Here is a 22,499-nt window from a genome sequence, read left to right as displayed (position 1 = left end):
CAGCGAAAGCATCTTCGCGCCGACACGCGGCCTGGTGTTTTGACCGCAAGGCCGCTGGCGCCTATAAGCAGTCCGTTCCGCATGCCGGAGGGACCGGAGTCTTGCTGCGCCTCTTGATGTCGCTCCTCGGGGGCATCTTCTCGATGCTCACCCTCGGTCTGGCCATGGCCGCCGTCACGCTTGGCGCGGTCTTCTTCATGTATGGTCGCGATCTCCCTTCCTACGAGACGCTCGCCCAGTATTCTCCCCCCACCATCAGCCGGGTCTACAGCGCCGAAGGGCGGATCATCGACGAATTCGCCGAGGAGCGGCGGCTGTTCACTCCTGTCGAGGACATCCCCGATCTGGTCAAGCATGCCTTCATCGCCGCCGAGGATCAGAACTTCTATGTCCATCCCGGCTTCGACCTGCGCGGCATGGCTGCCGCCTTCGTGGAGGCCGTCCGTTCGCGCGGGCAGGATCTGCGCGGGGCCTCCACGATCACCCAGCAGGTGATGAAGAACTTCCTGCTCGACGGATCACGCACGGCCGAACGCAAGATCAAGGAAATCATCCTCGCCATCCGCATCGAGCGGGCCATGAGCAAGGACGACATCCTCGAGCTCTATCTGAACGAGATCTTCCTGGGGCAGAATTCCTACGGGGTGACGGCGGCGGCACAGACCTATTTCAACAAGCCCCTGACCGAGCTTGCGCCCGGAGAGGCGGCCTATCTCGCCGCGCTGGCCCAGCGGCCGGGCAACCTGCATCCGGTGCGCAACAATGCCGATGCGGTAGCCCGGCGCAACTATGTGCTGCGCCGCATGGCCGAGGACGGCTACATCACCCGCGCCGAGGCCGAGGCCGAAGCGGCCCTGCCGCTGCGCACGGTGCAATCAGGCGACTATCCCTCCTTCCGCTCGACGGTGCCGCCGCGCGACTATTTCACTGACGAGATCCGCCGTCAGCTTTCGGCCAATTTCGGCGCCGAGGAGTTCTTCACCGGCGGCCTCTCCATCCGCGCGACGATGGACCCCGATCTGCAGGTCGTGGCCGCCCATGCGCTCCAGCGGGCTCTCGAACAGTTCGATCGCGGTCTTGGGCGCTGGCGCGGCACCGGGATCCGTCTGCCCGAGGAGGTCCTGTCCTCCGAAGAGGCCTGGCGCGAGGCCCTCGCCGCCGCCGAGGTTCCCCGCGACATCACGCTCGACGGTCCCTGGTATCCGGCGGTGGTGCTCGAGGTGGGCGAGGAGGCGCTGAGGCTGGGCATCGAGGGCAACCATCCCGAGGAGCCCATCGTCCCGCGCGAGGACATCGGCTGGATGCGCGGCAGCTTTGCCGACAATTTCACGCGCGGCGATGTCGTGCTCGTGCGGCGGATGACGCGCGATGAGGACGGATCCTTCATCCGCTGGACCCTCCGGCAGGTGCCCGAAGTGCAAGGCGCCTTCATGGCGATGGATGTCAATACCGGCCGTGTCCTCGCCATGCAGGGGGGGTTTTCCTATCAGGCCTCCGTCTTCAATCGTGCGACGCAGGCCCGGCGCCAGCCGGGATCGGCCTTCAAGCCCTTCGTTTATGCCGCGGCGCTCGATTCCGGCTACTCGCCGGCCTCGATCGTCGTGGATGCTCCCATCGAGATCAACACCCCCGAGGGGCTCTGGGTGCCGCAGAACGCCTCGGGCCGCTATTACGGGCCCACCCCCCTGCGCACCGGCATCGAACAGTCCCGCAACCTGATGACGATCCGCCTGGCCCAGGAGATCGGGATGGAGACGGTCGCCGACTATGCCGAACGCTTCGGTGTCTATGACGACATGCGCCCCTTCCTGGCCAACTCGCTCGGCGCGCAGGAGACGACGCTGTTCCGCATGGTGGCCGCCTATGCCATGTTCGCCAATGGCGGCGAGAGGGTGGAGCCGACGCTCGTGGACCGGGTGCAGGACCGCTATGGCCGCACGATCTACCGCCATGATCCGCGCGTCTGCCTCGACTGCGACGACCTTTCCCTGCCGCCGGGTCAGGCTCCGCGCATCGACAGCCGGCGCACGCGGATCATGAATGCGGTGACGGCCTATCAGATCACGTCCATGATGGAAGGCGTGGTCCAGCGCGGCACGGCAGCCCGCGCCATCAATCTTCCCGTGCCCATCGCCGGCAAGACCGGCACCACCAACGAGGCCAAGGACGTCTGGTTCATCGGCTATTCCTCCAACATCGCTGCGGGCTGCTATATCGGCTACGATACCCCGCGCAGCATGGGGGATGCCTCGGGCGGGGGGCTGTGCGCGCCGGTCTTCCAGGCCTTCATGCAAGAGGCCGTCGAGCGCTTCGGCGGCGGACCCTTCCCGGTGCCGGAGGATTGCCGTTTCATCGCCATCGACCGGTTCACCGGCGCCCGCCTGCCCGATGGCTCCACCGGCGACAATGTCGTGCAGGAATGCTTCCGAGCCGGCGAGGAACCGGTCTTCGGCATCACCTATGACGGCGGTTTCGCCATGACGGAAAACCTCCCCCTGGTCGAGGAGGTTCGCGCCGCCTCGCGCAATGTGACCACGGCCACGGGGGATACCGCGGTCGTCGGCCCGAATGCGAGCTTCGGCACCCTGTCCTCGGGCGGGCTCTACTGAGACGGCCCCTTGCCGGAACAGGGGGGGCGGGCTAGGACGCCCCCCGCTCCGATCCGAGAGGGAGGCAACCCCATGCGCAGCGAGACCCAGAGCACCATCGAGGCGATCCGACGCTCGATCGAGCTCCTCGGACGCCGCATGGACCGTGCCACGGCGCCCCACCGGCTCGAGGAATACAATGCCCGGGTCGAGGACCCCTCGCTCTGGAACGATCCGGCCGCCGCGCAGAAGCTCATGCGCGAACGGCAGGTTCTGGCTGACAAGCTCGCGGCCCTGGAGGCGATGGAGCGCGAGCTGAACGAACATGTCGAGCTCATCGAACTGGGCGAGGCCGAAGGCGACGAAGCCGTCGTGGCCGAGGCCGAGGCCGCGCTGAAGGCGCTCAGGGAGCGGGCCGCAGCAGCCGAGATCGAGGCGTTGCTCGACGGAGAGGCCGACGCCAACGACACCTTCCTCGAGATCAATGCCGGTGCCGGCGGAACCGAAAGCTGCGACTGGGCGGCCATGCTTGCGCGGATGTATGTCCGCTGGGCCGAATCGCATGGCTACACGGTCGAGCTCCAGTCCGAGACGCCGGGCGAGGAGACAGGGATCAAGTCCGCCTCCTACAAGATCATCGGGCACAATGCCTATGGATGGCTCAAGACCGAATCCGGGGTGCACCGCCTCGTGCGGATCAGCCCCTTCGGATCGGGCGACAAGCGCCAGACATCCTTCGCCAGCGTCTGGGTCTATCCGGTCGTGGACGATACCATCGAGATCGAGATCCAGGACAAGGACATCCGGATCGACACCTTCCGGTCCTCCGGTGCCGGCGGCCAGCATGTGAACAAGACCGACTCCGCGGTGCGGATCACCCATCTGCCTACCGGGATCGTCGTCACCTCCTCGCTCAAGTCCCAGCACCAGAACCGCGAGATCGCCATGCAGGCGCTGAAGTCGCGGCTCTATCAGATGGAGCTCGAGAAGCGCACCGCCGCCATCAATGCCGCGCATGAGGCCAAGGGCGACGCCGGCTGGGGCAACCAGATCCGGTCCTATGTCCTGCAGCCCTATCAGATGGTGAAGGATCTTCGCACCGGCTACGAGACATCGGACACCCAGGGGGTGCTGGATGGGGATCTCGATGCCTTCATGGCGGCCACGCCGGCCATGAATGTGGCCGGCAAGAGCCGGGCCGAGGCCACGGCCGAGGACTGAACCCCGCCGCTGGCGGCAGGACGGGACCGTCATCGCCGCTTCTCCTCGTCCGGGGCAGGGGGGGTGTCGCGGACCGGATCGGGCGGGGCAGGGCGGTCATCCCAGCGGTCCGACAGGATGCGGGCCGCATCGCCCTCCGGATCGTCGTATTGCCGCGTCCGCAGCGTCCAGAGAAAGGCCGCCAGACCCAGGAGTCCCAGCCCCAGCGACACCGGAACGAGAAGGACCAGAACAGCCATCTCAGCGCAGCCTCAGGGCATTGAGCGTCACTGTCAGGCTCGAGACCGACATGGCGACGGCAGCGAGCAGCGGCGTGGCCAGTCCCGCCAGGGCGAAGGGCACCGCCAGGATGTTGTAGAGCGCCGAGAGGGCGAAGTTCTGCCGCATGCGGCGCACGGCCTGCCCGGCAATCCGCAGCGCATCCTCCACCGGCGACAGATCCTGCCCCGTCAGGACCACATCCGAGGCTGCACGGGCGGCATCGAGCCCGGATGCCGGAGAGATGGAGACATGCGCCGCGGCCAGTGCCGCGGTGTCGTTGAGCCCGTCGCCCAGCATCAGCACCCGCCGCCCCCTCTGACCAAGGGCGCGGACGAAGGCCGCCTTGTCCTCGGGCGAGGCGCCGGCGATCCAGTCCCCGATGCCGAGCCGGGCGGCCAGATCGGCCACGGCGGGCGCGGCGTCCCCCGAGACGAGATGCAGCGACAGGCCCCGCGCCTGCAGCGCTGTCACAAGCCCCGCAGCACCGGGACGCAGGGCATCGGCAAAGGCGAAGGTCACCGGCGGGCGGTCGCCGATCCGCAGGCAGGTGGCGGTTCCTGCTGCCGGGCCGGCCCCGACCCAGTCGGCCCGGCCAAGGCGCACCGGCAGCCCCTGCCAGCGCCCTTCGATCCCGTGGCCAGGCCGTTCGGTCAGGCCCGTGACGGGCGCAGGCCTGTGCCCCAGGCGGGAAATGGCGCGGGCCAGCGCCTGTGCCAGCGGATGGGCCGATCCCTGCGCCAGGGCGAGCGCCACCTGCAGATCCTCGGCGGCATGGCACGAGAGATCCAGCGGTTCGGGCGTTCCCAGGGTCAGGGTGCCGGTCTTGTCGAGCACGACCGTGTCCACCTCGGCCAGCCTCTCGAGAGCGGTTGCCGACTTGACCAGCAGACCCCGGCGGAACAGGTGGCCCGAGGCTGCCGTGACCACTGCCGGAACGGCAAGGCCCAGCGCGCAGGGACAGGTGATGATGAGCGTGGCCGCCGCGATGTTGGCGGCCAGGCGCAGATCGCCCCCGCTCTTCTGCAGCCAGACGAGGAAGGCCCCGAAGGCCAGCAGATGGACCAGCGGCGAATAGGCCCGGGCGGCGCGGTCGGCCAGGGAGGCGTGACGACCGCGGGCTTCCTCGGCCAGGGCGACCAGGGCGGCAATCCGCGACAGGGACGAATCCCGTCCGGCAGCGGTGACGCGCAGGGTCAGCGGGCCCGTCAGATTCGTCTCGCCCGCGCCGAGGACGCTGCCGGGGGTGGCACGGGCCGGTAGCGATTCGCCCGTCCGCAGGGAGCGGTCGATCTCGCTTTCGCCGTCCTCGACGATCCCGTCGGCGGGAATGCGGGCTCCGGGCAGGATGCGGATCCGGTCTCCCGGGACAAGATCGCGGACCGGAACGGTTTCCTGCCCGGCAGGGGTCAGGCGGAGGGCGCGCGGCACCTCGAGAGCGGCCAGTTCCTGCGCGGCAGAGCGGGCGGCCGCGCGCGTCCGGTGGTCGAGATAGCGCCCGCCGAGCAGGAAGAAGGTCAGCATCACGGCCGCATCGAAATAGGCATGGCGGCCTCCGTTGAGGCTTTCGTAGAGCGAGATGCCGCTGGCCAGGACGAGAGCGAGAGAGATGGGAACATCCATCCCGATCCGCCCGCGCCGGAGCCCCGCCAGCGCAGAGCGGAAGAAGGGCTGGCCGGAGAAGGCGACCGTGGGGATCGCGATGGCGCCCGAGATGAGATGGAACAGATCGCGCGTGGCATCCGAGGCGCCGGACCACACCGCGACCGACAGCAGCATCACGTTCATCATCGCGAAGAAGGCGACGCCCAGCCGCATCAGCAGATCGCGGCCGACGGGATCCGTTCCGGTTTGCGACAGCGTCTCGGCGTCCAGAGGATGCGCCCTGTAGCCGAGGCGGGCGATCACGGGGATCAGGGCCTCTGGTGTCAGGCTGCCGTCATGACGGATGCGGACGCGACGCAGCGAGAGATTCACCCGGGCTGTGCGGACTGCGGGCAGGCGGCTCAGCCCCTCTTCCAGCGTGGCGATGCAGGCCGCGCAATGGGCGTCCGGGACGGACAGGAAGATGTCTTCGCCCGGCGCGGCATCGGCGGGTCGCCGGGCGGCGGTGCGGCGGGCGAGGGGGGCCACGGGGCTGCATGCGGGGCAGGCCGGGCTGCCAGCGCCTTCGGCGGTGGGGATCGGGGTCATGGCCTTACTCCGCGGTCAGGGCCAGATGCTGACGGAAGGGGGTTCCGTCGGCGGCGGTGGCGGTCAGCACCAGCACCCAGCGGCCAGGTCCGGCCGTCACCGGCGCGCGCCAGAGGGCGCCATCGAAGGTGAAGGCCAGCGTCTGATCCGCGCTGCGCACGGCCGGGCGCCGCAGCATCCCCCCGAGGACCGCATCGGCGACAGGCCGCCCGTCCGGGCCGGTCAGGACAAGCACGACTTCGTCCTTGCCCCCGTCCGTTCCCCGCGCGATCGCGGCGCGGACGGTCCAGCCCAGAGCCTCCTGCGCGCGGCGCTCGGCTTCGAACGCGCGCGAGGCGATGTAGGCGCTGGGCACCACGAGGCCCGAGAAGGTCCGCACCGCCTGCACGGCCAGGACAAGATTGGCCGCGATGATGACGACAAAGAAGCCTGCGAAGATCGCAAAGGCCTTGGGGCCGGTGATGGGACCGCGCAGCAGGGGGGTCATGTCAGTCGCCCTTTCCGGTGAAGTAGGTCGCCGCCGAGGCCCGGTCGCCCGAGGCGGGATCGGTGATCCACAGCCGCAGGGGCGTGTGGGGTGCCGCAGCCGCCGCGCTCTCGGGCGGTGCATCGAGATAGGCGCGCAGATCGGCCGTCTGATCGGCCGGCACGGTGACGGTCAGGCCATCCTGCCCTTCGATCCGAAGCCGCAGGGGCGCGTCGGCGGTGAAGGAGAGGGCGAGCGTCCGGGCCTCGGGGTGCCGGTTGCGCAGGCGCAGGTCATAGGCGTTGCGGATCGTGCCGTCCGAGAGCAGGACATGAGTCGGGTTGCGCACCGGCGAGACGTCGATGTCGATCGGCGAACGGATGAAGAGGGTGAAGATCAGGCCTGCCCCCGCCAGCGTCCAGAGCGTGGCATAGAGGATCGTGCGCGGACGCAGGATGTGCTGCCAGACGGGTCTGGGGGGGCGGCCGGCGCGTTCCTCGCATTCGTCGGTCAGGGTGAAATAGCCGATCAGGCCGCGCGGACGGCCGAGGCGGGTCATCACGTCGTCGCAGGCGTCGATGCACAGCCCGCAGGTGATGCAGGCAAGCTGCTGGCCGTCGCGGATGTCGATTCCCATGGGGCAGACATTCGCGCAGGCCTTGCAGTCCACGCAGTCGCCGGCCCCGGGCGTGCCGCGCTTGCCCCGCGGCTCTCCGCGCCAGTCGCGATAGCCGATGGTGATCGTCCGCTCGTCCATCATGGCGGCCTGGATGCGCGGCCAGGGGCAGGCATAGATGCAGATCTGTTCGCGCGCGAAGCCGCCGAAGGCGAAGGTCGTCGCGGTCAGCAGGGCCAGCGTGGCATAGGCGACCGGCGGCGCCGTTCCTGTCACGAGCGCCTGCAGGAGCGTCGGCGCATCGGCGAAGTAGAACACCCAGGCGCCCCCGGTGGCCAGGGCGATCAGCAGCCAGATCGTCCATTTGGTGAGCCGTAGCCGGGCCTTGGTCAGCGACCAGGGCGCATGCCACAGGCGCAGACGGGCATTGCGGTCGCCTTCGACCCAGCGTTCGGTCAGGATGAAGAGATCGGTCCAGACGGTCTGGGGGCAGGCATAGCCGCACCAGACGCGCCCCAGAGCGGCCGTGAACAGGAACAGCCCCAGGCCCGCCATCACGAGAAGGCCCGCGACGACGTGGAAATCCTGCGGCCAGATCTCGATCCAGAAGAAGAAGAAGCGCCGTCCGGCCAGATCCACGAGCACCGCCTGATCCGGCCGGTCGGGGCCGCGGTCCCAGCGGATCCAGGGCAGGACATGGTAGATGCCGAGCGTCACGGCCATCACGGCCCATTTCAGCCGACGGAAGCGGCCCGACACGCGGCGGGGAAAGACCGGCTCGCGCGCGGCATAGAGGGAGGGAGAGGCAGGCTGGCTCATGATCTGTCGCGGTTCCGGTCCATGCGGTCGGCGACCGTTCTGGGCCGGCAGGGCCGGCGGCGCCTTGACCTGGATCAAGCCTGCATGCCGCAATCCCCGGCGCAGGGCGCGCGCCGCCATTCCGGCAGTCAGGCCGGCTTCAGGGGCAGCGGTGCGGGCGCGGGTGCGGGGGCGGGACATGGTCCTTCTCCGGTTGCAGGGATTCGCATCTGTCCCGCCCCTTCTCGCGCGAAAGGGTTAACAAATTGTTCGGGCACCGCGCGGTGGGTGTTGCGCTGCGCTGCAGCAAGAGATTGCAGGGGGATCTGTCATCCCCCCCGGCAGAGACAAAAAGGCAGCGGCCATGGGGGGCCGCTGCCAGGCGGGCGGACCGGAAGGAGGGTCCGCCGGGACCCGCTATTCCCCGCCTCCCAGATGATGGACATAGGCGGCGACGGCGAGGATCTCGGCCTCGCTCAGCCCCGTGCCGGGGCGGAAGGCCTCGGACCAGGCGGGCATGACGCCGAAGCGGCCCGCAGTGATCGTCTCGCGGATGCGATCGGGCGTGCCGCCATAGAGCCAGACCGCATCGGTCAGGTCGGGGGCGCCGATCTCGCGCTGGCCGGTGCCGGCTTCGCCATGGCAGGAGGCACAGTTGTCCGCGAACAACCCCGCCCCCTGCGCGGCGAGGGCGGCGTCATGCTCCTGCCCGGACATTGCCAGCACATGGTGGGTGAGGGCCTCGATCTCTGCCCGCGGGAGCATGTCGCCGAAGGCCGGCATCTGCGACCAGCGGGCCTCGGGGCTCTGGTCGTTGCGGATGCCATGGGCGACCGTATGGACGATGTCGCCCATCCGACCCCCCAGAGCCAGTCGTCGTCGAGCAGGTTGGGAAAGCCCGAGGCCTGCACCCCCGCCGCTCCGGCGCCATGGCATTGCGAGCAATGGGCGCGGAACACGGCCTCGCCCGCATCGACGGCAAAGGCCAGCAGATCGGCATCGCCGGACAGCCGGTCCGGATCCGTGGCGGCGAGGCGCTCCATCAGCGGGGCGCGTGCGGTCTCGACGGCGGCGATCTCGGCCTCGACGGCGGCACGGGTGGAGAAGCCGAGATAGCCCGCCGTCGCCCGCGACAGCAGCGGCCAGGCGGGATAGGCGAGGGTATACCACAGGCCCCAGACGATCGTGGCGAGGAAGACCCAGACCCACCAGCGGGGCAGGGGATTGTTCCATTCCCGGATCCCGTCCCATTCATGGCCGGTGGTTCCGGGGCCGGTGGTTCCGGGGCCGGTGGTTCCGGAGCTGGTGGTTCCGGGGCCGGGCTGTGCTTGCGGATCCTTGCGGGGGCTCATCTCCGGGTCTCCGGCGAAAGGGCAAAGGAACGGGGATCGTTGCCATGCGGGGTGTCCCCGGTGCTGTCGGGGCTGCCGCGGCGGGCGGGTGTGGGCCGATCCTCGTGGCGGAAGGGGATGAGGCCCGCGTCATCATGGAGCCTGCGGCTGCCGGGCCGCCAGACCCAGAGGACGGCCCCCACGAAGATCGCGAACAGCGCCAGAAGCACCCAGGAATCGGCGAAGTGGCGCAGGAGGGTATAGGTCTCCATGGCTGTCCCTTTCTCAGCGGCCGGGCTCGGGGACGAAGGTGGAGAAGTCCACCATCGTCCCGAGCACCTGGAGATAGGCGACAAGGGCATCCATCTCGGTCACGGCCGGTTGGCCGTCGAAATCCGCGACGACGGCGCCGGGATAGCGTTCCAGGAGCCCTGCCGTGTCGGCCATCGGATCGGCCTGGGCGAGGAAATCCGCACGGGCCTGGGCGATCTGCTCCTCGGTGTAGGGGACGCCGACAAGGCGATGCGTCTCCATCAGTTCGGCGACATGGGCGCCGTCCAGCGTGACCTCCATCAGATGGGCATAGGGCGGCATGATGGATTCGGGGACGACGGACTGGGGGTCGATCAGATGCTGGACATGCCAGGCATCCGAATAGCGCCCCCCGACGCGTGCGAGATCGGGTCCCGTCCTCTTGGACCCCCACTGGAAGGGGTGGTCGTACATCGATTCGGCGGCAAGGCTGTAATGGCCGTAGCGTTCCACCTCGTCCCGCAGGGGTCGGATCATCTGGCTGTGGCAGACATAACAGCCTTCGCGGATATAGATGTCCCGGCCCGTCAGCTCGAGCGGGCTGTAGGGACGGACGCCCGTCACCGGCTCGATGGTGTTCTCCAGATAGAACAGGGGCACGATCTGCACGATGCCGCCGATGGTGACGACGAACAGGCTTGCCGCCAGCAGGAGCGTCGCGTGCCGCTCCAGACGGGCGTGATGGTCAAGGAGAGCCATGGTGAAGGGTCCTCATTGGGCCGGCACGGAGACTGGGGCAGGGCGGACGGCAGGTCGGACGCGCCCGAAGGCGGTCATCCACAGGTTCCAGGCCATGAGCAGGGCCCCGGCCAGATAGAGAACCCCGCCTAGGGCGCGGATCAGGTACATCGGGAACTTGGCCGCCACCGTGTCGGCAAAGCTGTTGACGAGAAAGCCGTTGGCGTCCACCTCGCGCCACATCAGGCCTTCCATGATCCCCGTGACCCACATCGAGGCCGCGTAGAGCACGATGCCGATGGTCGCGAGCCAGAAATGCCAGTTGACGGCGGCGAGGGAATGGAGCCGTTCGCGCCCCCACAGCCGCGGCACGAGGAAATAGAGTGCCGCGAAGGTGATCATCCCGTTCCAGCCGAGCGCGCCGGAATGGACATGGCCGATGGTCCAGTCGGTGTAGTGCGACAGCGAGTTGACCGCACGGATCGACATCATCGGCCCCTCGAAGGTGCTCATCCCGTAGAAGCCGAGCGAGATCACCATCATCCGCAGGACGGGATCGGTGCGGAGCCTGTCCCAGGCACCCGAGAGGGTCATCAGCCCGTTGATCATGCCGCCCCAGGAGGGCATCCAGAGGATCACCGAAAACACCATGCCGAGCGTGGAGGCCCAGTCGGGCAGGGCGGTGTAGTGCAGATGATGCGGCCCCGCCCAGATGTAGAGGAAGATCAGTGCCCAGAAATGGACGATGCTGAGCCGGTAGGAATAGACCGGGCGGCCGGCCTGCTTCGGGACGAAGTAATACATCATCCCCAGGAACCCGGCGGTCAGGAAGAAGCCCACCGCATTGTGGCCATACCACCACTGGACCATCGCATCCTGCACGCCGGCAAAGAGCTGCACCGACTTCGATCCCCAGATCGAGACGGGGATCGACAGGTTGTTGACGACATGCAGCATCGCCACCGTGATGATGAAGGCGAGCAGGAACCAGTTGGCGACATAGATGTGTGGTTCGCGCCGGCGCAGGATCGTGCCGAAGGTCACGGCGAGGAAGGCCAGCCAGACCACCGTCAGCCACAGGTCCAGATGCCATTCCGGTTCGGCATATTCCTTGGACTGGGTGGCACCCAGCAGATAGCCCGTGGCGGCCAGCACGATGAAGAGCTGATAGCCCCAGAACACGAACCAGGCGAGATTGCCCCCCCAGAGCCGCGCCGCGCAGGTCCTCTGGACGATGTAGAAGGTGCTCATGATCAGGGCGTTGCCGCCGAAGGCGAAGATCACCGCCGAGGTATGCAGCGGCCGCAGCCGCCCGAAATTGCCGATTCCCTGAAGGGCCTCGGGATTGAGGGACGGAAAGGCGAGCTGAAGCGCGATCACCACGCCCACGAGAAAGCCCACGATGCCCCAGAATGTCGTGGCGATGGCGCCGGCGCGGATCACGTCGTCCATGTATGTGTCCTGCGGGGCCGGCGCCGCCGCTTCGCCCGCGCGGCGAACCGCCCGGACAAACAGGCCCGCCGCCACCACCATGACGATGAGCATGTTGACCTGAAAGGCCAGGTCGCGCGCCCAGTTGGCGGCGATGGCGGCCAGCAGGGCCGTCAGGCCCCAGACCGCGATCCTGATCCCGTCCCCCATGATGGTCTCCTGTCCCGATTTGTGGCCCGCGCAGCCCGATAGAGGCCTGCCGGGGCCGTGCCGTGAGTCGGGGAAGCCATCGCAGAAGCGGACAGGGCGATCCTTGATCCAGGTCAAATCCGGACCAGCCTGCGCATGATAGACAGACCGGACAAGGCCCGCCCGCCGGCGCACGCCACAGGAGACCCTGCCATGGCCCTCAGGACGCTGAATCTTGTCGTCACGGATGAGTCCCGTGACGGCCCCGCCTTCGACGCGGCGGCCGCGCTGGCCCTGCGCGCGGATGCCCATCTGGATCTGTTCGCGCTGGGCGTCGAGCCGGTCGCCATCGAGGCCATGCCGACCGCAACATCGCAGATGCTGATCGATGCGGGCCGGCGCGAGGCACAGGAACAGGCTGCGCGCCTTGCCGGCTGGGCCGAGAGGCGCCTGCCCCAGGGCGTCCGGGCGGCGGTCGAGGCCGTCCGGGTGCCGGGGCCGGGCCTGACCGGGACCCTCGGACGCCTGCTCCGCCATGCCGATCTCGCGCTCTGCCCCCGGCCGCACGGGCCCGGCACGGGGCCGCTCGGGGGGATTGTCGCCGAATCGCTCCTCTTCGGGGCGCTGCTACCTGTGCTCTTCGTGCCCGATGCGGGCTGCGACCTCTCCCGCCCCTGGGGACGGATCTGCATCGCCTGGAACGACAGCGACGAGGCGCTGCGCGCGGTGCGGGCCGCACTGCCCTTCCTGCAGGAAGCCGGGCAGGTGGATGTGGCCATCGTCGATCCGCCCCCCCATGCCCCCGACCGCGCCGACCCCGGCGGGGCGCTGTCGCTCTGGCTGTCACGCCATGGGGTGCGGACGGAAATCGCCGTGCTGGCCCGGACCGAACCGCGGGTGGCCGACACGCTCCTGCGGTTCTGCCGCGAACGGGGCTGCGAGGCGCTGGTGATGGGCGCCTATGGGCATTCGCGGCTGCGCGAGGCCCTTCTGGGCGGGGTGACGCGCGATGTCCTCTCGAGCCTGCCGATCCCCGCGGTGATGGCACGATGAACAGGCGGCGGTCAGGCGATCGGGGCGCCGTCCATGTCGTCCCCGGTTTCGGCCATCAGTGCCCGGATGTCGGGCACGACGATTCGCCGCGTGCCGTCGAGAGCGATCACCCCATCCGCCCGGAGGGCACCGATCTGGCGGCTGACCGTCTCCAGGGTCAGACCCAGATAGTCGGCCATCGCCTCGCGCGTCAGGGGCAGGTCGATCACGATCCGGCCGCGCACCGCCCGAAGCCCGGCCAGCATCTGCCGTCGTGCCACGATCGTCAGGAGGGAGGCGATCTTCTCGCGCGCGGTCTTGCGCCCGAGGATCAGCATCCATTCGCGCGCGGCATCGAGTTCGTCGAGACTCATCTCGAGCAGGCGTGCCGACAGATGCGGCGTGGTCGCCAGCAGCGCCTCGAAGGGTTTGCGGCGGAAGCAGCAGAGCATCACCTCGCTGGCCGCCGTCACGTCATAGGGCGCGGTCGCGCGGCCCGGCCTGCCCAGGAAGTCCGAGGGCAGCAGGAGACCCACCATCTGACGGCGTCCGTCGGCCAGGGTCTGGCTGATCGTCGCGACACCCTGAACGACCGAGGCCACGAAACCCATCTCGTCCCCGGCCCAGAGGATCCGCTGACCGGCCGCGTAGGACCGGTAGGATTTGATCGCCTCGAGCTGCTGCAGCTCATCGGGCTCGCAGCTTGCACAGACGGCGCGATGGCGAATCGGACAGGCCGCGCATTGCGTCCGGAGGTCCGGCGCGCCGCGGTGCAGCGACGGCGATGCGGGTCCGGAGCGGGACAGGGCGGCGCTGTCACGGGACATCGGCAGGAGCCTCCGGGGGCGGGTCTGGCGGCACGGAGCATCCGCCCCCTCTCTCATAACCGGATTCCGGGGAGGATGTGCAATGCTCTCTCCCTCGCATGAGGCGCTGCGCAGCCTGGGGCTGTTTGACGCACGCGTCCCGCGCTACACGAGCTATCCACCCGCCAATCACTTCGGACCCCGCATCGGACCGGCCGATGTGATCGGCTGGCTCGAGGCCGTGCCGGCAGGGGCGCGGCTGTCGCTGTATGTCCATGTCCCCTATTGCCGCCGGCTGTGCTGGTTCTGCGCCTGCCGGACGCAGGGCACGCGCACCGATCGGCCGCTGGGCGCCTATCTGGCCGGGATCCTGGCGGAACTGGCCCTTGTCGGGCAGCATCTGCGCCCCGATGTGGAGATCGCCGCAATCCATCTGGGAGGCGGCACGCCGACGATCCTGCCTCCGGCGATGCTGGCCGATCTGTGCGGGGCGCTGCGTGACTTCCGTCCCCTTGCGCGGGATCTGACCCTGGCAGTCGAGATCGACCCGACCGAGGTCGATGCCGAGCGGATCGCGGTGCTGGCCGATGCGGGGATGACGCGCGCCTCGATCGGCGTGCAGGACTTCGACCCGCATGTGCAGGAGGCGATCGGGCGCACCCAGCCCTTCGAGCTGACGCGGGATGTGGTGACGATGATCCGCGCAGCGGGGGTGGGCAGCCTCAATATGGACATGCTCTATGGTCTGCCCCGTCAGACGCGGGACCGCATGACCGATTCGGTGCGGAAGGTGCTGACCCTGTCGCCTGATCGGGTGGCGCTCTATGGCTATGCGCATGTCCCCTGGATGGCCCGGCGACAGATGCTGATCCCCACCGAAGCCCTGCCGGGACCCGAGGCGCGGCTCGAACTGTTCGAGACGGCCGCACGGCTGTTCCACTGGGCGGGCTACGAGGCCATCGGCATCGACCATTTCGCGCGACCGCAGGACCCCCTGGCGGCCGCCGCCCGGGAAGGGCGGCTGCGGCGCAACTTTCAGGGCTATACCGAGGACGGGGCCGAGGTGCTGATCGGCCTCGGGGCTTCTGCGATCTCGCGTTATCCGCAGGGTTATGCGCAGAACGCCTCCACATCCTCGGCCTGGGCGCAGGCGATCGGGGCGGGGCGGCTGGCCACCGAGCGCGGGCATGCGATGAGTGTGGACGATGCCCTGCGCGCGGGCCTGATCGAACGGCTGATGTGCGATTTTGCCGTGGATCTGGAGGCAGCCGCGGCCCGCCACGGCCTGCCCCTTTCGGCAGTCGAGGCGATCGTGGCACCGGCCTGCCGGCGCTTTTCGGGCTGGGTGACGCAGGATGGCACGATGCTGCGGATCCTGCGGGCCCCCCGGCTCGTGGCGCGGCTCGTGGCGCAGACATTCGATGCCTATGCCGCCCCGGCCCTGTCCGAAGGCCGGCACAGCCGTGCATTCTGAGGTCGGCCCGGCCTCCGACCGGGCAGCGGCCTGCTGAGGGCCCCCGAAGGACCCGTTGCACTGGCGCGTCGGGCAGGCCAGTCTGTGCCCCGGTCGGACGCAGGGAGGGGCCGAATGCAGGCGGGAATCGCCGGACTGGTCGTGGCCTATGTGCTCTCCCAGTTCTTCCGGGCCTTTCTGGCGGTTCTCGCCCCGGTCCTGCAGGCCGATCTGGGCGCCAGCCCCGGCGATCTCGCCCTGGCGTCGGGGCTGTGGTTCCTCGGCTTTGCGGCGATGCAGATTCCGGTGGGCGAGGCGCTCGACCGGATCGGGCCGCGATGGACGGCCTCGGTCCTGCTGGGCCTTGGCGGCGGAGGCGGGGCGGCCCTGTTCGCGGCCGCCGCCGCCCCCTGGCATGTCGCGCTGGCCATGACGCTGATCGGGATCGGCTGCTCGCCGGTGCTGATGGCATCCTACCTGATCTTTGCGCGGAGCTTCTCTCCCGCGGTCTTCGCCACGCTGGCCGGGGCGATCGTGGGGCTGGGCTCGCTCGGCAATCTCCTGTCCGCCGCCCCCCTGGCGGCGCTGGTCGAGGCGGTCGGATGGCGGGCCGCGCTTCTGGGCCTTGCCGTCGCGACAGCAGGGGTGGCGGTGCTGCTTCTGGCGGTGGTGCGCGATCCCGCCGTCCCCCCCGCGCCCCAGGGGCGGCAGGGTTCTGTCCTGGACCTGATGCGCATCGGAGCCCTATGGCCGGTGCTGCTGATGATGCTGGCCGGTTACGGGCCGGTGGCGGCCCTGCGGGGCCTCTGGGCCGGTCCCTTTGCGGCCGATCTGCACGGAGCGGGACCGCGGGCCATCGGCTGGGTGACGCTGGCGATGGGCCTGGCCATGGTTGCGGGCAACTTTGCCTACGGCGCAGCGGACCGCCTGTTCGCTTCGCGCAAGGGGCCGGTTCTGGCCGGCAATCTGCTGGTGCTTCTGGCGCTTCTGCTGCTGGCCTGGGCGCCGCGGATGGATCTGTGGGCGGCCGCGGCGCTTCTGGCCATCGCCGGATTCTTCGGATCGTCCTTTCCGCTCATCATGGCGCATGGGCGCGCCTTCGTCCCTGCGCATCTGACCGGCCGGGGGGTGACGCTGATCAACATGTTCGCGATCGGCGGCGCGGGGATCCTGCAGATGCTGTCGCGGTCCGTCCACGCGACCGGCAGCACGCCCGAGGCGGCCTATCGCGCGCTGTTCCTGTTCCTGTCCGCGACCGTGGCGGGGGGACTTCTGGCCTATCTTGCGGCCCGCGACAGGCTCGACTGAACCCTTCCGCTTCGCCCTCCCATGCGATAAGCGCCCTGCGGATTTCGCACGGGAGACGAGCCGATGGGCTACAGGGTCGCGGTGGTGGGCGCCACGGGGAATGTCGGCAGGGAGATGCTGGCCATCCTCGACGAGCGGCAGTTCCCGGTGGACGAGGTGGCGGCGCTCGCCTCCCGCCGGTCGATGGGCACCGAGGTCAGCTTCGGCGATCGCACGCTGCGCTGTCAGGACCTCGAACAGTTCGACTTCTCCGGATGGGACATCGCGCTGTTCGCCATCGGATCGGAGGCGACGAAGATCCACGCCCCCCGCGCCGCCAAGGCCGGTTGCGTCGTGATCGACAATTCCAGCCTCTACCGCTATGACCCGGATGTGCCGCTTGTCGTGCCCGAGGTGAATGCCGATGCGGTGATGGGCTACAGCCGGCGCGGCATCATCGCCAATCCCAACTGCTCGACCGCGCAGATGGTGGTGGCGCTCAAGCCGCTGCATGACCGCGCCCGCATCAAGCGCGTCGTCGTGAGCACCTATCAGTCCGTCTCCGGCACCGGCAAGGAGGCGATGGACGAGCTGTGGAACCAGACCAAGGGGCTCTATGTCCCCGGTCAGGAGGTCGCGCCCAAGGTCTATCCCCGCCAGATCGCCTTCAACGTCATCCCGCATATCGACGTCTTCATGGAGGACGGCCAGACGCGCGAGGAATGGAAGATGGCGGTGGAGACCAAGAAGATCCTGGATCCCGCCATCAAGGTCACCGCGACCTGCGTCCGGGTGCCGGTCTTTGTCGGCCATTCCGAAGCCGTCAATGTCGAATTCGAGGAGTTCCTCGACGAGGAGGAGGCCCGCGACATCCTGCGCGAGGCGCCGGGCTGCATGGTGATCGACAAGCGCGAGCCGGGCGGCTATGTCACCCCCATCGAATGCGTGGGCGACTATGCCACCTTCATTTCCCGCATCCGGCAGGATCCGACGGTGGAGAACGGTCTCAACATGTGGATCGTGTCGGACAACCTGCGCAAGGGTGCCGCCCTGAACGCAGTGCAGATTGCCGAGGTGCTGGGCCAGCGGGCCCTGAAGAAGGGCTGAGGCGCGGCCAGGGCGGGGCCGGTGCGCGGGCAGCCCGCCTGCGTCCTGCCCCGTCCGGGATGGCCGCCGCGCCGCCCGGGGCATCCGGCTCAGCGCATCAGGCGCGGCAGATCCCCCGTGAGGCCCGCTGCCTCGCGGATGAAGGCGCGGCGCAGGGGGGGGAGGCGGTTGACGGCCGCCAGCCCCAGATCGCGGACCAGACGCAGCGGCGCGATGTCGTTGGAGAAGAGCCGGTTGAAGCCGTCGGTCGCGAAGGCGAGCGCGGCCGTATCGAAGCGCCGCCAGCGGGCATAGCGCTCCAGGACGGCTTCTGTGCCGATATCCTCGCCCCGCGCCCGGGCTTCGGCCAGCACCTCGGCCAAGGCGGCGACATCGCGCAGACCGGCATTGAGCCCCTGCCCGGCGATGGGGTGCAGCCGATGCGCCGCATCCCCCGCCAGCGCCACACGGGGCGCGGCAAAGCGATGGGCCAGCGAAAGACCGAGGGGGAAGGCATGACGCGGCCCCTCGAGCCCGATGGCCCCGAGAAAGTCGCCGAAGACGGGGCGCAGCGCGGCGAGGAAGGCCGCATCGTCCATCCGCATCAGCGCCTCGGCCCGCGCTGTCCTCTCGCTCCAGACGATCGAGGAGCGGGTGCCGGGCAGCGGCAGGATGGCCAGCGGCCCCCCGGGCAGGAAGAGCTGATGGGCGGTGCCGCGATGCGGCCTCTCATGCGTCACGGTGGCGACGACGGCGGTCTGGCCGTAGGGGCGCTCGGTCCTTCGGATGCCGGCGCGACGCGCAGTGGGGCTGTCGCGACCGTCACAGCCCAGAAGCACACGCCCCGCGAGCCGGCGCCCATCGGCGAGCGTCGCGGCGATCGCGGCGGGGCCGGGTTCCTGCGCGACGATGAGGCCCGCAAGGCGCGTGACGCCCGATTCGGCCAGCGCCGCATCCAGGGCGGCGCGCAGATCGCGATCCTCCACCATGTGGCCCATCAGGCCCTCCTCGATCTCGGCGGTATCGAAGGCGAGATGGAGGGGGGACGGCGGCTCGCCCGGTCGACCATCGGCGACGAGGATCCGCAGGATCGGCTGGGCCCGGGACGCGACACGGGCCCAGACGCCGATCGCGCGCAGCAGCCGCACCGAGGCCAGCGCGAGCGCATAGGCGCGCCCGTCGAAGGCGTCGGGCGGGGGACCGGGCGGGCGCGGCTCGATCAGGGCGACGGAGAACCCCTCTCGCGCGAGGGCGAGCGCGAGGGAGGGGCCGACAAGGCCCCCCCCCGCGATCAGGGCGTCGAAGGGTTCGGAGCAGGGGTCTGACATGTGTCGCTAGATGGGGCGGCCGTGCGGGATTGTCCATGCGGCAGCGCGCAGCTAAGGCGCGGCAGACTTCGGGGGAGGGTGCGGCATGGACTGGAGCGGGGCGACGGCAGCGGCGATCGGACGCGGTATCGAGGCAGGGCAGGCCGATCCGGTGGAGGTCGCGGAAGCCTTTCTGGAGCGCATCGCCACGCATCCGCATGGTGCACGCATCTATGCCCGAACCACCCCCGGACGGGCCCGGGCAGAGGCAGAGGCGGCGCGGGGGCGGGCACGGGCCGGCACGCGGCGGGGGCCGCTCGACGGGGTGCCGCTGTCCTGGAAGGACCTGTTCGACAGCGCCGGCACGGCGACCGAAGCGGGGACGTCCTTCATGGCCGGACGGGTGCCGGAGCAGGATGCCGCCGTGCTGGCGCGGGCCAGCGCGGCGGGGACGGTCTGTCTGGGCAAGACCCACATGACCGAGATCGCCTTTTCGGGCCTCGGCTTCAATCCTGTCACGGCGACGCCGCCGGGCTGGCCCGAGGCAGAGCGCCTGCCGGGCGGATCCTCGTCGGGGGCGGCGGCTTCGGTCGCCTGGGGGCTGGCCCCGGCCGCCGTGGGATCGGACACGGGGGGATCGGTCCGGCTTCCGGCGGTCTGGTGCGGCCTTGTGGGGTTCAAGCCCGCGCATGGGGCCCTGCCGCTCGAGGGTGTTGTGCCGCTCTGCCCGTCCTTCGACACGGTGGGGCCGATCGCACGGGATGTGGAGGACTGCGCCCTGCTGTGGGAGGCGATGGGCGGGCCGCGCGTGGACCTGGCGGGCGCGACCCTGGCGGGCGCCACCTTCGGCGTTGTCCGGGACGTGGTAGGCGAGGGGGCTGGAGGAGGCGCCCGCGCGGGCGTTCGACGCTGCACTCGGGGCATTGGCACAGGCCGGGGCGCGGCTGGTCGAGGTGGCGCTGCCCGACCTGCCCCGGGCCTATGTGCTGGCCGGGCCGCTCTATACCGCCGAGGCCTGGGCGATGTGGCGCGAACGCATCGCGGCGGATCCGGCCCGGATGTTCCCCCCCACGCGCGAGCGCATCGAGGCGGGGCGCGATGTCCTGGCCGCCGACTGGATCGCCGCTTGGGCCGAGCTGAAGACGATCCGGGCCGGGGCGGCGGAAATCGCCGGCGGCTTCGATGCCCTTCTCTGCCCGGCCTGCCCGATCCTGCCCCCCGCGGCGGCGGCCGTCGCCGCCGATCATGCCCTGTTCCGGGAGCGCAACCTGATGGCGCTGCGCAATACGCGGATGGCGAATCTTCTGGGCATGGCCTCTCTGGCGCTGCCCGTGGGGGGGGAGGCATCCTGCGGGGTGCTGCTCAATGCCCTGCCGGGGCGGGAAGGGGCGCTGCTGCGCCTCGGCGCGGCGGCGATGCGGGCGATGGCCTGAATGCCACAGGGGGGGGATCTGCCTCCCCCGCTTTCTGGACAGCGCATTGCGGCGGGGTCTAGGCTCTGTCGTGGAACGGAGCGGGCGACTCCGGGCATGAGGCAGTGATGGTGGCAGAGCCGAGGCGGTTTTCCGACCTTCCCGATTATGCCTTTCCGCGGCTGCGGCGGCTGCTCGACGCCCATCCGCCGGGGGGCGAGCCCCTGGCCATGTCCATCGGCGAACCCACCCATCCCATGCCGTCCTTCGTCGGCCCCATCCTGGCCGCCCATCTGGACGGCTTTCGCGTCTATCCGCCGAACGAGGGCACGCCGGAACTGCGCGAGGCCATCGCCGGCTGGATCGCCCGGCGCCATGGGGTCCGCATCGGGCCGGAGCAGATCCTGCCGCTCAACGGCACGCGCGAGGGCCTCTACAATGTGGCGATGGCCCTCTGCCCGGAAGAGAAGCGCGGGCAGCGCCCGGTCGTGCTGATCCCCAATCCCTTCTATCAGGTCTATCTGGTCGCCGCCCTGTCGGTGGGTGCAGAGCCGGTCTTCGTGCCCGCCACCGAGGAGACGGGCTTCCTGCCCGACTACGCATCGCTGCCTCCGGCGCTGCTGGACCGGGTGGCGCTGGCCTATGTCTGTTCGCCCTCCAATCCCCAGGGGGCGGTTGCGAAGCGCGAGGACTGGGCCCGGCTGCTCGATCTGGCCGAGCGGCATGATTTCGTCGTCCTCTCGGACGAGTGCTATTCCGAGATCTGGCGCGATGCCCCGCCCGAGGGGGTGCTGGCCGCGGCTGCGGCGCTGGGGGCCGATCCCGAACGGGTCTATCTCTTCCAGTCGCTGTCCAAGCGATCCAACCTCGCCGGTCTGCGTTCGGGCTTCGTGGCCGGCGGCAAGGCGGGAATCGCGCGGATGCTGCGGCTGCGATCCTATGCCGGGGCGCCGCTGCCCCTGCCGCTCCAGCGCGTCGCCGAGGCCGCCTGGGCCGACGAAGCGCATGTGGAGGCCTCGCGCGCTCTCTATCAGGAGAAATACCGCATCGCGGATGCCGTGCTGGGCGGGCTGCCCGGCTATCGCCCTCCCGAGGCCGGATTCTTCCTGTGGCTGCCCGTCGGGGACGGAGAGGCGACCGCCCTGCGCCTGTGGCGCGAGACGGGCGTCCGGGTCCTGCCGGGTGCCTATCTGGGCCGCGGGAGCGGAGACAAGCCAGACCACGACAATCCGGGACGGGGGTATGTTCGCGTGGCGCTCGTGGCCGCGCCGGAGGAGGTGCGACGCGGACTCGAGCGGATCCGCGACAGGCTCTGAGAGGGGGGAACCATGGCTTATCCGACGCGGGACCGCGCGCCACTCCTCGACCGGCCGACGCAGGCGGCGATCGAGCGCCGCGGGCGCGAGCTTCTGGGTCTGTGCCTGATCGGGGCAGGATTCCTCGGATGGATGATGCTCTGGAGCTACTCTCCCGAGGATCCGAACTGGCTGCTGGTCTCCGATGCCCCGGTGCGCAACTGGCTCGGTTCCTTCGGGGCCTCGGTCGCCCATCCCCTGATGATGGTGATGGGCCATGCCTCCTGGGGTATCCCGCTGCTCTGCGCGGCCTGGGGGCTGCGCTTCGTCCTGCACCGCGCCGAAAGGCGGGCGCGGGCCGTCTTTGCCCCCCTGTTCCTCGTGGCGCTCTCGGTGTTCTTCGCGACGCTCGAGCCGGGGCCGGACTGGCAGCCGCTCTACGGGCTCGGCGGGCTGTTCGGGGACACGGCGCTGAGCTTCGTCCTCACGCTGCTGCCGGTCGGAGGGATCCTGCCGGACCTCCTCTCCTTTGTCGCGATGATCTGGCTCGGGGCCTGGGTCATGGGCGTCACACGCGCCGAAATCCAGACCGTGGCCCGGCGCAGCGCGGTCCTGGCCGTCCTGGCCTATGCCTGGAGCCTCAGGGCGGCCGCGCAGGGGGCCGCCCTGACGGCGCGGATCTGGCGCGAGGGGCGCATCCTGGGCGCCGCCGCCGCCGCCGGAGCCGCAACCTGGCTGGC

General features: G+C 69.8%; 16 protein-coding genes and 3 pseudogenes. 9 read left to right on the top strand and 10 right to left on the bottom strand.

Translation table 11 applies throughout. The features are described 5' to 3' along the window. The first annotated feature begins 101 nt into the window (after window positions 1-101). Both RUTHE_RS07680 and prfB read left to right on the top strand, forming a co-directional pair. Window positions 102-2,609, top strand: a complete 2,508-nt coding sequence (locus RUTHE_RS07680) for a penicillin-binding protein 1A (protein ID WP_021097788.1) — start codon at window positions 102-104, stop codon at window positions 2,607-2,609. Between the two features lie 72 nt (window positions 2,610-2,681). Beyond that, window positions 2,682-3,809 (top strand): peptide chain release factor 2, encoded by a 1,128-nt coding sequence (gene prfB / locus RUTHE_RS07675; protein WP_021097787.1) that lies wholly within the window; start codon window positions 2,682-2,684, stop codon window positions 3,807-3,809. A gap of 83 nt (window positions 3,810-3,892) precedes the next feature. Here prfB and ccoS read toward each other — a convergent pair. The 8 genes and pseudogenes from ccoS to ccoN form a co-directional block, all read right to left on the bottom strand. Further along, window positions 3,893-4,048, bottom strand: a pseudogene (gene ccoS / locus RUTHE_RS07670) (cbb3-type cytochrome oxidase assembly protein CcoS); the annotation flags it as partial. Window position 4,049: 1 nt separating this feature from the next. After that, window positions 4,050-6,260: a heavy metal translocating P-type ATPase gene (locus RUTHE_RS07665; protein ID WP_021097785.1), complete on the bottom strand. Its 2,211-nt coding sequence runs from the start codon at window positions 6,258-6,260 to the stop codon at window positions 4,050-4,052. Window positions 6,261-6,264: 4 nt separating this feature from the next. Then, window positions 6,265-6,747, bottom strand: a complete 483-nt coding sequence (locus RUTHE_RS07660) for a FixH family protein (protein WP_021097784.1) — start codon at window positions 6,745-6,747, stop codon at window positions 6,265-6,267. 1 nt (window position 6,748) lies between these two features. Next, window positions 6,749-8,161 (bottom strand): cytochrome c oxidase accessory protein CcoG, encoded by a 1,413-nt coding sequence (gene ccoG / locus RUTHE_RS07655; protein ID WP_040645478.1) that lies wholly within the window; start codon window positions 8,159-8,161, stop codon window positions 6,749-6,751. Window positions 8,162-8,557: 396 nt separating this feature from the next. After that, window positions 8,558-9,381, bottom strand: a pseudogene (gene ccoP, locus RUTHE_RS07650) (cytochrome-c oxidase, cbb3-type subunit III). Between the two features lie 107 nt (window positions 9,382-9,488). Next, window positions 9,489-9,743 (bottom strand): CcoQ/FixQ family Cbb3-type cytochrome c oxidase assembly chaperone, encoded by a 255-nt coding sequence (locus tag RUTHE_RS07645; protein WP_021097781.1) that lies wholly within the window; start codon window positions 9,741-9,743, stop codon window positions 9,489-9,491. 13 nt (window positions 9,744-9,756) lie between these two features. Then, the gene (gene ccoO / locus RUTHE_RS07640) at window positions 9,757-10,482 is read right to left on the bottom strand and encodes a cytochrome-c oxidase, cbb3-type subunit II (RefSeq protein ID WP_021097780.1); all 726 of its coding nucleotides are present in this window, start codon (window positions 10,480-10,482) and stop codon (window positions 9,757-9,759) included. Between the two features lie 12 nt (window positions 10,483-10,494). Then, window positions 10,495-12,102 (bottom strand): cytochrome-c oxidase, cbb3-type subunit I, encoded by a 1,608-nt coding sequence (gene ccoN, locus RUTHE_RS07635; RefSeq protein ID WP_021097779.1) that lies wholly within the window; start codon window positions 12,100-12,102, stop codon window positions 10,495-10,497. Between the two features lie 192 nt (window positions 12,103-12,294). On the opposite strand from ccoN, the gene RUTHE_RS07630 reads away from it, so the two are divergent. Further along, window positions 12,295-13,134: a universal stress protein gene (locus RUTHE_RS07630; RefSeq protein WP_021097778.1), complete on the top strand. Its 840-nt coding sequence runs from the start codon at window positions 12,295-12,297 to the stop codon at window positions 13,132-13,134. Window positions 13,135-13,145: 11 nt separating this feature from the next. Here the strand turns inward: RUTHE_RS07630 and fnrL are convergent, their stop codons facing one another. Beyond that, on the bottom strand, window positions 13,146-13,940 hold the full coding sequence (gene fnrL / locus RUTHE_RS07625; protein ID WP_021097777.1) for a transcriptional regulator FnrL: 795 nt from the start codon (window positions 13,938-13,940) through the stop codon (window positions 13,146-13,148). Between the two features lie 82 nt (window positions 13,941-14,022). On the opposite strand from fnrL, the gene hemN reads away from it, so the two are divergent. The 3 genes from hemN to RUTHE_RS07610 all read left to right on the top strand — a co-directional run bounded on the left by hemN (window position 14,023) and on the right by RUTHE_RS07610 (window position 17,766). Next, window positions 14,023-15,393 (top strand): oxygen-independent coproporphyrinogen III oxidase, encoded by a 1,371-nt coding sequence (hemN, locus tag RUTHE_RS07620; RefSeq protein WP_021097776.1) that lies wholly within the window; start codon window positions 14,023-14,025, stop codon window positions 15,391-15,393. Window positions 15,394-15,507: 114 nt separating this feature from the next. Then, on the top strand, window positions 15,508-16,680 hold the full coding sequence (locus RUTHE_RS07615; RefSeq protein ID WP_021097775.1) for an MFS transporter: 1,173 nt from the start codon (window positions 15,508-15,510) through the stop codon (window positions 16,678-16,680). A gap of 63 nt (window positions 16,681-16,743) precedes the next feature. After that, window positions 16,744-17,766 (top strand): aspartate-semialdehyde dehydrogenase, encoded by a 1,023-nt coding sequence (locus tag RUTHE_RS07610; protein ID WP_021097774.1) that lies wholly within the window; start codon window positions 16,744-16,746, stop codon window positions 17,764-17,766. 89 nt (window positions 17,767-17,855) lie between these two features. Here the strand turns inward: RUTHE_RS07610 and RUTHE_RS07605 are convergent, their stop codons facing one another. Further along, a complete protein-coding gene (locus tag RUTHE_RS07605; RefSeq protein WP_021097773.1) occupies window positions 17,856-19,073 on the bottom strand; it encodes a UbiH/UbiF/VisC/COQ6 family ubiquinone biosynthesis hydroxylase in 1,218 nt (405 codons plus the stop codon). An 85-nt stretch (window positions 19,074-19,158) separates the two neighbouring features. Here RUTHE_RS07605 and RUTHE_RS07600 point away from each other — a divergent pair. From RUTHE_RS07600 to RUTHE_RS16020, 3 genes and pseudogenes are all read left to right on the top strand, one after another. Next, window positions 19,159-20,485 (top strand): annotated as a pseudogene (locus tag RUTHE_RS07600) (amidase). Between the two features lie 110 nt (window positions 20,486-20,595). Then, the gene (locus RUTHE_RS07595; protein WP_144079640.1) at window positions 20,596-21,780 is read left to right on the top strand and encodes an aminotransferase class I/II-fold pyridoxal phosphate-dependent enzyme; all 1,185 of its coding nucleotides are present in this window, start codon (window positions 20,596-20,598) and stop codon (window positions 21,778-21,780) included. Window positions 21,781-21,792: 12 nt separating this feature from the next. After that, window positions 21,793-22,499: DNA translocase FtsK 4TM domain-containing protein (locus RUTHE_RS16020; protein WP_021097769.1), on the top strand; the 707-nt coding region annotated here is incomplete at its 3' end.

Origin of the sequence: Rubellimicrobium thermophilum DSM 16684 (assembly GCF_000442315.1) — a bacterium.
In the GTDB taxonomy this organism is placed as follows: domain Bacteria; phylum Pseudomonadota; class Alphaproteobacteria; order Rhodobacterales; family Rhodobacteraceae; genus Rubellimicrobium; species Rubellimicrobium thermophilum.
This window is presented reverse-complemented; position numbering and strand designations above follow the sequence as displayed.

Excerpts from the sequence above, each read along its gene's own strand:
- prfB (WP_021097787.1), top strand. The coding sequence starts at position 2,682 with ATGCGCAGCGAGACCCAGAGCACCATCGAGGCGATCCGACGCTCGATC.
- RUTHE_RS07665 (WP_021097785.1), bottom strand. The coding sequence starts at position 6,260 with ATGACCCCGATCCCCACCGCCGAAGGCGCTGGCAGCCCGGCCTGCCCC.
- fnrL (WP_021097777.1), bottom strand. The coding sequence starts at position 13,940 with ATGTCCCGTGACAGCGCCGCCCTGTCCCGCTCCGGACCCGCATCGCCG.
- RUTHE_RS07615 (WP_021097775.1), top strand. The coding sequence starts at position 15,508 with ATGCAGGCGGGAATCGCCGGACTGGTCGTGGCCTATGTGCTCTCCCAG.
- ccoN (WP_021097779.1), bottom strand. The coding sequence starts at position 12,102 with ATGGGGGACGGGATCAGGATCGCGGTCTGGGGCCTGACGGCCCTGCTG.
- RUTHE_RS07630 (WP_021097778.1), top strand. The coding sequence starts at position 12,295 with ATGGCCCTCAGGACGCTGAATCTTGTCGTCACGGATGAGTCCCGTGAC.
- RUTHE_RS07605 (WP_021097773.1), bottom strand. The coding sequence starts at position 19,073 with ATGTCAGACCCCTGCTCCGAACCCTTCGACGCCCTGATCGCGGGGGGG.
- RUTHE_RS07660 (WP_021097784.1), bottom strand. The coding sequence starts at position 6,747 with ATGACCCCCCTGCTGCGCGGTCCCATCACCGGCCCCAAGGCCTTTGCG.
- RUTHE_RS07645 (WP_021097781.1), bottom strand. The coding sequence starts at position 9,743 with ATGGAGACCTATACCCTCCTGCGCCACTTCGCCGATTCCTGGGTGCTT.
- ccoG (WP_040645478.1), bottom strand. The coding sequence starts at position 8,161 with ATGAGCCAGCCTGCCTCTCCCTCCCTCTATGCCGCGCGCGAGCCGGTC.
- ccoO (WP_021097780.1), bottom strand. The coding sequence starts at position 10,482 with ATGGCTCTCCTTGACCATCACGCCCGTCTGGAGCGGCACGCGACGCTC.
- RUTHE_RS07610 (WP_021097774.1), top strand. The coding sequence starts at position 16,744 with ATGGGCTACAGGGTCGCGGTGGTGGGCGCCACGGGGAATGTCGGCAGG.
- hemN (WP_021097776.1), top strand. The coding sequence starts at position 14,023 with ATGCTCTCTCCCTCGCATGAGGCGCTGCGCAGCCTGGGGCTGTTTGAC.